Source organism: Kosakonia beeri, from assembly GCF_054165705.1.
On sequence record NZ_CM135106.1, the window covers coordinates 2,668,096 to 2,680,780 of the forward strand.

General features: G+C 55.0%; 11 protein-coding genes. 1 reads left to right on the plus strand and 10 read right to left on the minus strand.

Translation table 11 applies throughout. The features are described 5' to 3' along the window. Window positions 1-114 precede the first annotated feature (114 nt). The 10 genes from ACUY4S_RS12665 to sad form a co-directional block, all read right to left on the minus strand. On the minus strand, window positions 115-1,029 hold the full coding sequence (locus ACUY4S_RS12665) for a bestrophin family protein (protein WP_312686269.1): 915 nt from the start codon (window positions 1,027-1,029) through the stop codon (window positions 115-117). 276 nt (window positions 1,030-1,305) lie between these two features. After that, window positions 1,306-2,757, minus strand: a complete 1,452-nt coding sequence (locus ACUY4S_RS12670; protein ID WP_458022370.1) for a tagaturonate reductase — start codon at window positions 2,755-2,757, stop codon at window positions 1,306-1,308. Between the two features lie 116 nt (window positions 2,758-2,873). Continuing rightward, window positions 2,874-3,398: a GNAT family N-acetyltransferase gene (locus ACUY4S_RS12675; protein WP_312686265.1), complete on the minus strand. Its 525-nt coding sequence runs from the start codon at window positions 3,396-3,398 to the stop codon at window positions 2,874-2,876. Between the two features lie 73 nt (window positions 3,399-3,471). After that, on the minus strand, window positions 3,472-4,446 hold the full coding sequence (locus ACUY4S_RS12680) for a sensor domain-containing diguanylate cyclase (protein WP_312686263.1): 975 nt from the start codon (window positions 4,444-4,446) through the stop codon (window positions 3,472-3,474). Window positions 4,447-4,553: 107 nt separating this feature from the next. Then, complete coding sequence (locus ACUY4S_RS12685) at window positions 4,554-5,546, minus strand: sensor domain-containing diguanylate cyclase (RefSeq protein ID WP_458022420.1); 993 nt, start codon at window positions 5,544-5,546, stop codon at window positions 4,554-4,556. A gap of 189 nt (window positions 5,547-5,735) precedes the next feature. Continuing rightward, window positions 5,736-7,184: a GGDEF domain-containing protein gene (locus tag ACUY4S_RS12690; protein ID WP_312686262.1), complete on the minus strand. Its 1,449-nt coding sequence runs from the start codon at window positions 7,182-7,184 to the stop codon at window positions 5,736-5,738. A 108-nt stretch (window positions 7,185-7,292) separates the two neighbouring features. Beyond that, a complete protein-coding gene (locus ACUY4S_RS12695) occupies window positions 7,293-7,655 on the minus strand; it encodes a DUF4186 domain-containing protein (RefSeq protein WP_312686260.1) in 363 nt (120 codons plus the stop codon). After that, the gene (glsB, locus tag ACUY4S_RS12700; RefSeq protein WP_458022371.1) at window positions 7,655-8,581 is read right to left on the minus strand and encodes a glutaminase B; all 927 of its coding nucleotides are present in this window, start codon (window positions 8,579-8,581) and stop codon (window positions 7,655-7,657) included. The genes ACUY4S_RS12695 and glsB overlap by 1 nt, the downstream gene beginning before the upstream one ends. Before the next feature lie 63 nt (window positions 8,582-8,644). After that, complete coding sequence (locus ACUY4S_RS12705; RefSeq protein ID WP_312686257.1) at window positions 8,645-10,234, minus strand: methyl-accepting chemotaxis protein; 1,590 nt, start codon at window positions 10,232-10,234, stop codon at window positions 8,645-8,647. 101 nt (window positions 10,235-10,335) lie between these two features. Continuing rightward, window positions 10,336-11,724 carry a succinate-semialdehyde dehydrogenase gene (gene sad, locus ACUY4S_RS12710; RefSeq protein WP_458022372.1) on the minus strand — a complete coding sequence of 463 codons (1,389 nt, stop codon included), beginning with the start codon at window positions 11,722-11,724 and terminating at the stop codon, window positions 10,336-10,338. 105 nt (window positions 11,725-11,829) lie between these two features. Here sad and ptrR point away from each other — a divergent pair, with 105 nt between their 5' ends. Continuing rightward, window positions 11,830-12,681: a putrescine utilization regulator PtrR gene (gene ptrR / locus ACUY4S_RS12715; RefSeq protein ID WP_312686253.1), complete on the plus strand. Its 852-nt coding sequence runs from the start codon at window positions 11,830-11,832 to the stop codon at window positions 12,679-12,681. The last annotated feature ends 4 nt before the right edge of the window (window positions 12,682-12,685 follow it).

The window sequence follows — 12,685 nt, forward strand, 5'->3', positions numbered from 1 at the left end:
TCACAACTAACGAAACCGTTTTATCTGACTTTTCCATCGCATGTCCCTCTGTATGGTGGGTATCGCCATTAGACAGGGTAAATCTTAATGATTCCTTACTCTCTCTTTGTCAGTTTAGGTCAGCTGGTAGTTTTTGCCTGGTGTCATTTTGTGCGGAAGGACGTCGGCATCATTCATTTGCAACAAATCAATCTCGATGGCATTGCAAATGGCATCCAGCGGCAGGTCGTTATCCTCCTCACCGAAGGGATCTTCCAGCTCTTCCGCCAGCGTGTCCAGCGAGATAAAGGTGTAGGAGATCAATACCGAGATAAACGGTGTCATGTAGTGCAAATCCACCACCAACGCGAACGGCAGCATAATGCAAAACAGGTAGACCGTGCGGTGCAGGATCAGCGAATACGCGAACGGCAACGGTGTGGTGAAAATGCGCTCACAACCGGAGAGCACCGCCGACATATCATGCAAACGCTGTGTAATGCTGTGAAACAGGATGTCCGACAGCGCGCCCTGCGCACGGCGTTCACCCAACCACTCTGCCATTAACAACAGAATGCGGTTCGCCGGAGAATGGGCATTCACCACGTTGTGAAGATCCTGTGGCGTAAGGTATTTCGCCAGGACGTCACCCTGCGGTTTTCGCCGCAGCGTCATTCTCAGACAGTGTGCAAACGCGATTTGCAGGCGGATAAAATGCGCCAGGCCCGCGTCATTTGGCAACGTTGTTTTTACTTCACGCAGTAATGACCGCGAGGCAATCATCAGCTGGCCCCATAACAAACGCGCTTCGCTGTAACGGGCAAAACAGGCGTTATTGCGAAAACCGAGAAAGATAGCGATTGCCACACCGAGAATACTGAACGGTGCCACCGTCAGTTTGATGCCCAGCGAGGTATACCAGGGCAACATCAGCACGACGGCAATCGACAGCAGAAAATTCATCAACAGTCGGGAAGCGATTTTGGGGAGCACTGAGCCGTGCCAGACGAAGAGACGAGAAAGCCAGTGTTGTTCAGGTCGGACAATCATTTTGCATCATAAGGAAATGGGAAACGGCACTATTAAACGTGATCGCAATCACGGTTGCAAGGTTGCTAATAAATTGTGACGGAAATATGCCCTACTAAACCGAGTACTGGCGCAGAGGTTACTGAAACCTGTTATACAACTATCTATAAGTATGTTGTAACTAACGCGCTACACCTTGTCTCTTAACCCTTTCCTGTTCGTGCTTGTACCCGCGTTCGGGGATAAAAAAACCCGGCCGTAGCCGGGTTTTATCGATGAAACGTATTCAGCTGGCTATCAGCACAGCGGTTTTACCGCCGCGCGCATACCCTGGCGCAGGATAGCATCCAGGTCGAGCGTCACCTGCTCCACCAGTCCGCTGACTTGTGTCAGATCCTGTTCCCAGTGTTCGCTGACCGAAAGCACGGATTTGACCAGTTCGCTGGTGCTGATTTGACGATCGCCATGCTGGCTCCACAGCAGTTGGAAACGTTCGATCCAGTGCGCGTCATCCTGCACCGGATAGGTTTCGCCGTTGCGCTCGCCGCGATAAAAAGCAATCAAGGCGGCCAGAGCAAATGTCAGGCGTGACGGCAGTTTACCGTGGTTCTGCTGGCCTGCCAGCAGTTGCGGCAGGATACGGGTGCGGAACTTGGTCATGCCATTCAGCGCAATAGAGAGCAGCTGGTGTTTGATGTACGGGTTGCGAAAACGCCCGGTTACAGCGCTGGCGAATGACTCCAGTTCATCGCGCGGCAGATCCAGCACCGGAATGATCTCTTCATAGATGGCTTTCTCAACAAACGCGCAAATTTCGCTGTCGTTCATCGCTTCGCCCACGGTGTCCAGCCCCGCCTGCCACGCCACCGGCACCAGCGCGGTGTGCGCACCATTAAGGATGGCAACCTTACGTTCTTTATAAGGCTTGATATCGTCAACAATCAGAACGTTCAGCGCCAGCTTGTCGAGACGCAGTTCAGAAGCCAGTGATTTAGGGCCCTGGATCACAAACAGATAGAAGTGTTCAGCGGTGTCGAGGAAGTTATCTTTATATCCCAGCTCCGCTTCCAGTTTTGCCACTTCATCACGCGGGTAGCCGGTCACGATGCGGTCGACCAGCGTGGAGCAGAAAGCGTTCGCCGTGTCGATCCACTGGATGAAATCATTGCCCAGCGCCCACTCTTGCGCGTAGCGCAGCACCAGTTCACGCAGGGCTTCGCCATTGTAATCAATCAGTTCACAAGGAATGATCACCCAGCCTTTATCGGCTGCGCCAGAGAAGTGGCTGAAGCGTTCATAAAGCAGGCGGGTCAGTTTTGCCGGGTAGCTGACGGCCGGGGCATCGGCAAATTTGTCGCCCGCATGGTAGCTGATACCCGCTTCAGTGGTGTTCGAGAACACAAAGCGGATGTCCGGATTGTGCGCCAGTTTCAGAAACTCATCATATTGCGTGTAAACACTGATTTCGCGGTTCACCGAGCGGATCACGCGGGCATCGCTAACGGCTTCGCCCTGCTCGTTCAGACCACGAATAATGGTGGTGTACAGACCATCCTGGGTACTGAGGGACGGCGGGAAATCACTCTGGATTGGCCTAACCACCACCACACCGGCGTTAAGGTCGGTGTGCTCGTTCAGCAGATCGATTTGCCAGTCGACAAAAGCGCGCAAAAAATTTCCTTCGCCGAACTGAATAATACGTTCAGGGTATTCAGCGCCGGGAAAATTGCGACGGTTTAATGTGTTCACAGTGGGTTCCTTTTTTGATTAGTCATACAACCTTTGAAGATTGGTGTAATAACTTACCAGACTTTTCGACCATGGAACCCTGTTTTGATCAAAATGAGACGTCTTATTGACCGCCGTTATATGAACTTGTAAAAAATTGTCGTAGCCGTCACATTTCCGTCCGGCATCAGGGCGTAACGCGGGATCTCCCCCACCCGTTGCCAGCCACATTGCGCATAGAAGTTTTCAGCCCCGCTACCGGTGGCAGTATCCAGCACCAGTACGCTTTTACCGTGGGCCCGGGCTTCCGTTTCCAGCGCATCCATTAGTTGTCGGGCCAGCCCCTGACGACGGGCTTTTTCATGGACTAAAAGCTTGGAGACATCGGCGCGATGCGGCTGGTTTTCTGGTTGTTCGAGCACCACCTGTACCGTGCCGACGATCCCGCCGGTATCATCTTCTGCCACCAGCACAATTCGCTCGCCACGCGCGACGCTGGCCGCCACGCCGGACCAGAATTGAAGGGATTTTTCACGCGATAAGGGATGCATAAAACTGACAGAAGCGCCGCCGGAAACACAATTTTCCAGCACCTCGCACAAGTTGTTGATGTGCAGAGAGAGACGATTGCCCGAAAGGGCATGGATATGATAAGTGGTCATTTTTCGTCCTTATAAAACAACCACTATCCAATTAACATAACGCTAACACAAGCTGCACGGTGATAGGGTTAACTTATACCCTGCGCGCACGATGACACTGCTGTTTCATGGCGTACATTTTCTCGTCCGCATCTTTCATCCATTCACGCAGTTCGCCCGAGCCATTATGGTCGAACTCGCTGATACCCCAGGAAAACGCCAGTTTCCAGGGCTTGCCGGAGGTCTGGTTCCATGCCGCAACCTGTTCGACCAGATGCTGCATGGCGATCCATGCGCCCTGCTCATCCGTATCGGAAAAGACAATCGCGAACTCGTCGCCGCCATAGCGCACACGCATATCCGCTTCACGCAGACTGGCGGTCATCACCGAGGCCATGGATTTCAGCGCTTCGTCACCTTCCGCATGTCCCCAGGTATCGTTGATCTCTTTAAAGTGATTGAGATCGATCCACGCCAGGGTGAGCGGCTCCGCCCGACGACGGGCGCCGGTGATAGCAAATTTTGCCAGGCTCTCAAAACCACGACGGTTAAATAACCCGGTCAGTTCGTCGGTGGTGGCTGCACTCATCACCGCAAATTCGTCCTCAACAATCAGGGCGAAATCTTTCAGGCTGTCCAGTTCGGTATCGCTAAAATCACGCGGCTGATTATCAATCAGGCAGAACGACCCGACGATCGCCCCGTCCGGTAAGCGCAAGGGATGCCCCGCGTAGAAACGGATGTTCGATTCACCCGTGACCAGCGGATTATCGGCGAATCGTTCATCACGCAGCGTATCCTGAATAATCATTGGCGAGGTGCAAAGGATCACATGACCGCAGAAGGAAATTTTTCGCGGTAGCGTGGTTTTGGGGTATCCGGCGCTGGATTTAAAATGCAGCGTGTCTTCGTCGACGAGCGTAATTAATGCGCCAGGCACATTAAACATGCGTTTTGCCAGGCGGGTTAAGCGGTCTAAACGGTCCGTGGCGCCACTCTCCAGAATTCCGGAATCGTGTAGCGAGGCAAGACGTTTTTCCTCATCGGCGGGAAAAGCAGGTGTATTCATAGGATGCCGTTCTCATCATTAACAGGCAGTGTTATGCAAGTATATGAAAAAATCTGTCATTCATCACTGCATATACAGCATAAAGTCTAGCCTATTCATCATGTTTATCAGTGTGAATAGATCTGGTTTTTCCCCCGCCGTTTAGCCTGATAAAGGGCATCGTCCGCCGCTTTCAACCAATCCGACACAGTCAGCATACCCGGCAACACGCTGGCGATGCCGATGCTAAGCGTACACTGAAAGACGTTTCCCGGTGTGATGCTCATTGCTGACACCGCATTCATGATCTGCATGGCCACAGCGTGGGCCTGTTCTGACGAGGTGTCCGGCATCAAAATAACAAACTCATCGCCGCCAAGCCGCGCAGGGGTGTCGGTTTTTCGGGTGGTGCTATGCAATATCCGCGAAACGGTTTCCAGTAATGCGTCGCCAACCTTATGACCAAAACGATCGTTCACCTCTTTGAAATTATCGATATCGATAAACATCAGCGACGCATAGCGCGGGGTGAGGCGTTGTTTCTCCAGTTCCTGCTGGATACGTTGTTCCAGAAGACGGCGATTGGCGATATCCAGCAACGGATCCATCATGGCTATTCGCCCGAGTTCCTGGCTTTTAAGGCGCAGTTTCGCAGCCATACTGTTGGTTAGCACACTGAGCGCCAGTATATAAATCGCGATCAACGGCAGCGTGGCGTACAGGGTACGTTCACTGACATGGAGATTAACGGGCAACCCGAGCGCCAGCCAGGAGAGCAGGAACATGATCAGCATGGTAAGGCCCGCTTTGCGCATCAGCGTGAAGCCGCCCGCCGACAGGCGATCCGACAGCAGAATCGTGGCGATCACCACCGATGGCAGCGGATTGATCGCCATCGACGCAATCCATACGCCGCCCGCTCCGGCGTCCATCACCAGGTTTTGCAGCTCCGTAATCAAGGGTGCTGGCGCGTGGCGGGCGCGTAAAAAAGCGATACCCGGCCAGAGAAAGGCATTAGCAGCAAGCAACCCCAGCATCCAGCGCGGACGCTGCAGTTCTTGCAGCACAGAAAGAATAGGGAAAAAACAGAGCAGCGTGCCGAGGATACGCATCATGAACATTCGCCGGACAAAACGCCTGCCCGGGATCCGCTCGTTTTCAGGTAAATTATCCGATCCAGTCATGCTGCGTTATCTTCCCGCTACGTACAGCCAGCCATAGTATTGGCCTTAAAAATCAGTAGCAAGCAATTTAATAACCCGGCAATACTGATTGCTTCTATCGTCAGCAGACCAGGTTACAACGCGCGCTTATCCTCCGGCAGAGTGCTGCGAGGCGGCGTCGGCAAAGACAATATTTTTGCTTGAAGTGGTGCAATTACGCCCCATTTTTTTCGAGCGGTAGAGGTTTTCATCGGCCTCGGCCAGCAGCTCGTTGAACATCTCCGTCAACGCCCAGGCTTCCGTTTTTCCGTTACTCAGGCCAATGCTGACTGTCAGGCGCAGCGTCTGGTGCCGCCATTTAAACGCATAACTTTCGACCGATTTGCGTACCGATTCCGCCAGCTTAAAGCCCTCTTCCGGATCGGCAGTGGTCGCCACCACGACGAATTCCTCACCGCCCATACGCGCCACGATGCCCCGTTCGCCCAGCACTTCAAGCACTTTTTGCGCGAAAGAGGTTAGCACTTTATCGCCGCATTCGTGGCCGTAGTTATCATTCACGCTTTTAAAATAATCGATATCCATCAGCATCACCGTGACATGCTTGTCGACAAAACGCTTGTTATCGTGATTCAGCGCTTCATACAAACCGGAACGGGAATAGACGCGGGTCAGAAAATCGAAATCAGCGCGCAGCGACACCTGGCGGATCAACCGGTTTATAGCCTCCACGCTGACAGAAACTATTACCGGGCAAATTGCCATGGTCGCAATGCCCAATCGGGCGGAAAACATATGCGGCATCTCGACCGGCGAGGCGAGGAAAATATTGATAGCCCCTTTGGCCACCAGCATGATTTCTACCCCTCCGGTCAGCATTGTCACCAGGCAGGTCAAGGGTAGTGGATAGCGGACCGCACACCAGATCAGCGCTGGCAATGGGAACGCAAGACTGCCCGCACCGCCAATCCCCACCGAAGCGAGAACCGAAACTCCGACTGCCAGCAGCGGAATGACCTGTTGCACTTTAAATGGCAATGGCGTGTGCAGGCGTGTCATGGTCAGCATAAACGGCAGGATCAACACCCCGGTGGAAAACTGCTCGCTGAACCAGTCCGCCACCAATAAGACGAATCCCTGACCATTAATGCCCACCGAACCCACTGCGCCAAAAAAGGCGCACAGCAGCGCTGCCAAAAAGCAATAACCAAAGAGTTTGAGTGCGTTTACCGGTTCCGGCGTTTTCAGCTTGTGGCTGTGCTCCCAGGTGATCAAATGCACCATGGTGACAATAAACACCATATTGGAAAAGTTGATGATCAGCGAAGCCATACCCCAGTGGGTGGTAATCGCATCGTAGAGCAACATCGCCGCATAGCTAATCAGGTAATAATGCCAGCGATGCAGGAACGCATGCCGGGCGAATACCCCCGCCATAACGGCATTGAGCGGCCAAAAAAGCGAAAGCTCTTCTACCAGACGCATCATGGCGCCCAGTATATAAAACAGCGTGGTCAGGATAAAAATCATCGCCGCATTATTCAACGGCGTGTCTTCCCGAAATGCGCGAAAAGGGGTTGTAAAAAAAGATCGCATTACATTTTAATCCATAGCACTAACACTGTAGTTTGGCCGACAAAACGCATGAATTTGCGTAAAGTTTAGCATGCTTACCCTTCAGGGAGCGGCGATGCGCAACCTGATTCAGCGGGGCGAATTCATTTGTACGACCAGCCAGTGGTAAATCACCTCAACAATATACTGTTGTTGAGTTTGTGTTAATGGATTTCCAGCAGGAATATGGTGCCACTTCGCCAGGCAGCCGCGGCAGCAGGTGGCGGTGGCATGCTGGGCAATAAAAACCGGGTGCCCGCGCATGGGGGTCTGTTTGCCATCGTTGTGCGGCTCGGCTGGCGCCAGACGCTGCGCGACAAAATCGGCAGCGTGGTCAGCAATCACCCCGGCACCTTTGTCCAGGCAGTACTGCCGCTCCTTCGGGCCAAGGCGAAAACGTGAACGAAATGTTGAGCGCGACAGGCGCGCAAACAGCGGCGCAAGATCCGTCATCAGTACACCGATCGCCCCAGTTTTTTCGTTAAGGTTTCCAGCGCCGCCACGCCCGCCAGCGAATTGCCTGCATCATCCAGTTCCGGGCTCCAGACGGCAATCGCCATCTCCTGCGGGACAATGGCTACAATGCCGCCGCCGACGCCAGACTTCGCCGGTAAGCCCACTCGCCAGGCGAACTCCCCGGCGTTCTGGTACATACCACTTGTGGCCATTAAGGCATTGATTTGCCGGGCCTGCATTGGCGAAACCATCGGCGTTTCAACATGCGCCGCATGGCCGCCATGAGCGAGAAAGAGGAAGGTTTGCGCCAGTTCGACGCAGCTCATTTTGAGGGCGCAGTAGTGAAAATAATTCTGCAAAACGGTGGCGACATCGTTATGAAAGTTACCGAAGGATTTCATTAACCAGGCAATCGCGGCATTACGGGCTGAGTGTTCAAATTCAGAGCGGGCGACCACCCCATCATAGGCAATGTCGCTGACGCCAGAAAGTTTACGCACAATCTCCAGCATGCGCTGGCGCGGCGCACTCAGGCGGCTTTGCAACATATCGCACACGACCAGCGCACCGGCGTTAATAAACGGGTTGCGCGGTTTGCCCTGCTCAATTTCCAGCTGTAATAAGGAGTTAAAAGGCTGACCGGAAGGATCCTTGCCGACCCGCTGCCAGATCTCGTCTTCGGCGTAGTGGTTCATGGCGACCACGAGGCTGAGCACTTTCGAGATGGACTGAATAGAGAAACGCTCATTCGCATCACCCGCCTGGAAATGCTCCCCCTTCACCGTACTGATGGCGATGCCAAGCTTGTTACCACTAACCGTCGCCAGCGCGGGAATATAATCGGCGACCTTGCCCTGCCCCAGAAGTGGACGCACCTCTGCCAGTACCGCATCCAGTACTTCATTTTCCATTGCCGTTGCCACACCAACCCCTTTGCCCACAGGCCAAAAATGGCCTGCGAGTATAACAGAGACGGCGATATTGCGTCAGGCAGGAAGGCGAAAACGCGCAACAGCCTGCATCAGTTGATGCGAGTCATGGTGCAGCCGCTCAGAGGCTTCAGTGGCCGTCGAAACCAGCTCGCCCGTCCGGCTGGCCACGCTGTTTAGCGCATGTAAACGGCGGGTCATCTGATGGATGCTTTCCCCCTGGCTGAGGGTAGCGGCAGAGATCTCATTCAGTACCGCGCTTAAGTGCCCTACCAGACCGGTCACGTGTTGCAGGTTATTCTCCAGTCGACTCACCGCCTGCGTACCGTCGTTAATCCCTTGTAATGAATGGTTAATCAGTTGCTGAATGGTTTGGGTGGAGTGGCTACTTTTACGCGCCAGCAGTCCGACCTCTTTCGCCACCACGGCGAAGCCACGGCCATGGTTGCCCGCATGTGCGGCTTCGATCGCCGCATTCAGCGCCAGTATATTGGTCTGGAAGGCCACGCCATCGATCATATCGACAATGTTACGCATCTCCGCCGAACGTTCGACGATTTCACGCATTGACTGGTTAACGGTGTCCATCATGCGATCGCCACCAGCAGCGACTTTCTGCGCTTCATCCGCCTGCTGGCGCGCCTGCTGGGCAAACCCGGTGCTGCCTTCCACGTACGACTCCAGCGTCGCGATATGTTCGGTAACATCGGTCAGCTCCTGCGCCTGTTTAGCCGACTGCTGGTAAAGAAGCTGGTTGCCTTGCGCCAGGTGTCCGATGGTACTGACCATTGAGGATGTCGCATCGCTGACCTCCATGACCAACTGTTGCAGCCCTTGTTGCATAGTGTGAATGCTCAGGCTGAGCTGACCGACTTCGCGATTAAAACGGGATACCGGCGGCAGCGGCGTACCGAGATCGCCCGCCGCAAGAATGTTGATGTGCGCAAGCAAACGGCGCAAAGGGATGATCACCCAACGTGACATGGCGAACCAGACCAGTACCGCAATCACCACCAGCAACAGTGGCACCAGCACAAAGACATGCTGGAGTTGCGCCAAGTTCGCCATCAGCGCCTGGCGTCCCTCTTCAGCCCGGCTTTCACTCGCCTGCTGAAAACGGGCGTAATTCTCGTTGAAGTCCGCCTGGAATGCCTGCGCCGGTACAGCGAAGAAGGCGTCGATCGACTGCGTCGAAGCCAGCCCATCTGCCTGCTCTTTCAGCGCGCCATAAAACAGTTGGTAGCTGTTGATCAGCGCCTCGTCTTTCGCTGGATTAAGCGCCAGCCACGCCAGCCAGGCTTTTTGCGACGCTGCCAGGGCGTTACGCGTCTCGTCCATCAGGCTATGCCAGCTCCCTTCGGAGCCCGTTTCTTTATCCTGCATAAAATAGACCCCTGCCCGGTTGAGCAAATCGCTGGCGGTGAGCAACGCGACGCGGGCTTCATCAACCCGAACCTGCTGCAAGTGCGCTCGCTGGTTAAGCTGTTCATTATATTGTGCGCTGCGTAACGAGGCGGAGAGGACGATCGAGGAGGTAATTTGTAAGGCTGAGAAAAGCCCGATGATGCAGAAGATACCGGCCAACAGACCAAATTGCCGGGGTGAGACGCGCCGAAGCATACGGCGAAAAATTTGCATTAAGTTCATGATATTCTTCTATAACCACAACGTTACCGCGAGTCTACAAAAGGATCATGACAGCCCCATGACAGCAGGGAGCAGCGCGCCCTGTCCGGGCGCGCTCGGGTTTATCGCCTATCTTTCCACACGGTTTGCACGTTACAGAATTCATGCAGCCCAAAGTGCGACAGTTCGCGGCCAAAACCGCTTTTCTTCACCCCACCAAAGGCAACGCGCGCATCGCTGGCGCTATAGCCGTTGATAAATACGCCGCCGCACTCCAGCCGTTGGGCAATATCCTCCGCCAGCGCATAATCGGCGGTGAAAAGGGTGGCAGAGAGGCCGAAATCACTGTCATTGGCTAACTGCAGCGCATGCTCCGCATCGCGCGCGGTGGTAATGGCCGCAACCGGGCCAAACAGCTCCTGGCGGAAGGCTGTCATCTCCGGCGTGACGCCCGTCAGCACCGTGGCCGGGTAGTAATTACCTGCGCCCGGCACTTTTTCGCCGCCCAGCGCCAGTGTCGCGCCCTGTTGAAGCGTGGCCTGCACCTGAGCATGCAGCTCATCGCGTAAATCGAAGCGCGCCATCGGTCCAAGATCGTTGTCTTCGTTGTCCGGCGCGCCCAGCTTCAGCGCAGCAGCCGCTGCAACGAACTTGTCAGTAAAAGCCTGTGCTACGCCGGCTTCCACAATAAAGCGTTTGGCGGCTGCGCAAACCTGCCCGGTGTTCTGGTAACGCCCGGCAACGGCCGCTTTCACTGCCAAATCAAGATCGGCATCGTTCAGCACGATGAACGGATCGGAACCGCCCAGTTCCAGCACGCATTTTTTCAGCGCCGCCCCGGCCTGTGCACCAATAGCAGCGCCAGCGCGCACGCTGCCTGTTACGGTGACGGCTGCAATTCGCGGATCGTTGATCGCCTGGCTAACACCTTCATTGGTGGCGTTCACCCAACCAAACACTCCCTGCGGGAAAGCGGCCTGGGTAAAGATGTCACTGATCAAAGCAGCACATCCGAGTACGTTCGGCGCGTGTTTCAGGAGATAACTGTTACCCGCCAGTAAAATCGGTACCGCGCCACGTAAAACCTGCCACAACGGGAAGTTCCACGGCATCACTGCAAGGATTGGCCCCAGCGGACGGTATTCAATGGTCGCCTGGTTGTTGGGAACGCGTGTCGGTTCGCTGCTCAGCATTGCCGGGCCGTGCTCGGCGTACCAGTCGCATAAATCTGCCGATTTGTTCACTTCCGCGCGGGCCTGCAGAATCGGTTTTCCCATCTCATCACTGATCATGCGGGCCATCTCTTCACCGCGTTCGCGCAGTACTGCCCCCAGATCGCGCAGTTTTTGCGCCCGGGTCGTCACGCTGAGCAAACGCCACTGGCGGTAGCCACGGGCAGCCATCTCCAGCGCCGAATCCACCGTTTCGCGGGTGGCCCACGGTGTCGCGCCGAGGGTTTCGCCGGTGGCCGGGTTGACAGAAATCGCATGGGTTGTCGGGGTCGCAGACATCGTAGTGCTCCTCAAAAGTGTTCAGGACTTGCATCAGAGTGCCGGAATTTGCTATTTCTTAAAACTGAATAATATTAATCTCACCATTCACAATTCGAGAATGAAATGGATTTAACCCAACTTGAAATGTTCAACGCCGTGGCGCAGACCGGCAGTATTACGCAGGCGGCGCAGAAAGTGCATCGCGTGCCGTCGAACCTGACAACCCGTATTCGCCAACTGGAGGCCGATCTCGGCGTCGATCTGTTTATCCGCGAAAATCAGCGCTTACGGCTCTCCCCGGCGGGACACCGCTTTTTGCGTTATAGCCAGCAAATCCTCGCGCTGGTGGATGAAGCGCGCATGGTGGTCGCAGGTGACGAACCGCAAGGGCTGTTTTCCCTTGGCGCGCTGGAGAGCACTGCGGCGGTGCGCATTCCGGCGGCGCTGGCGCGTTACAATCAACGTTACCCACGTATTCAGTTCGATCTCGCCACTGGCCCCTCCGGTACGATGATCGATGGCGTGATTGACGGGCGGCTCAGCGCAGCCTTCGTTGACGGCCCGATTATGCACCCCGGTCTGGAAGGGATCCCGGTGTACCGCGAAGAGATGATGATTGTCGCGCCACACGGGCATGAAGCGATTGAACGTGCCGCACAGGTGAATGGTGCCAGTATTTATGCCTTTCGCGCTAACTGCTCGTATCGCCGCCATTTCGAAAGCTGGTTTCATGCCGATCGCGCAACGCCGGGTAAAATTCATGAGATGGAGTCCTACCACGGCATGCTGGCCTGTGTGATTGCCGGGGCCGGACTGGCACTGATCCCGCGCAGTATGCTGGAAAGTATGCCCGGTCATCATCAGGTTGAAGCCTGGCCGCTGGCAGAGAACTGGCGCTGGCTGACCACCTGGCTGGTGTGGCGACGCGGCGCAAAAACACGCCACCTTGAGGCATTTATCGAACTGCTGGCCTGATGGC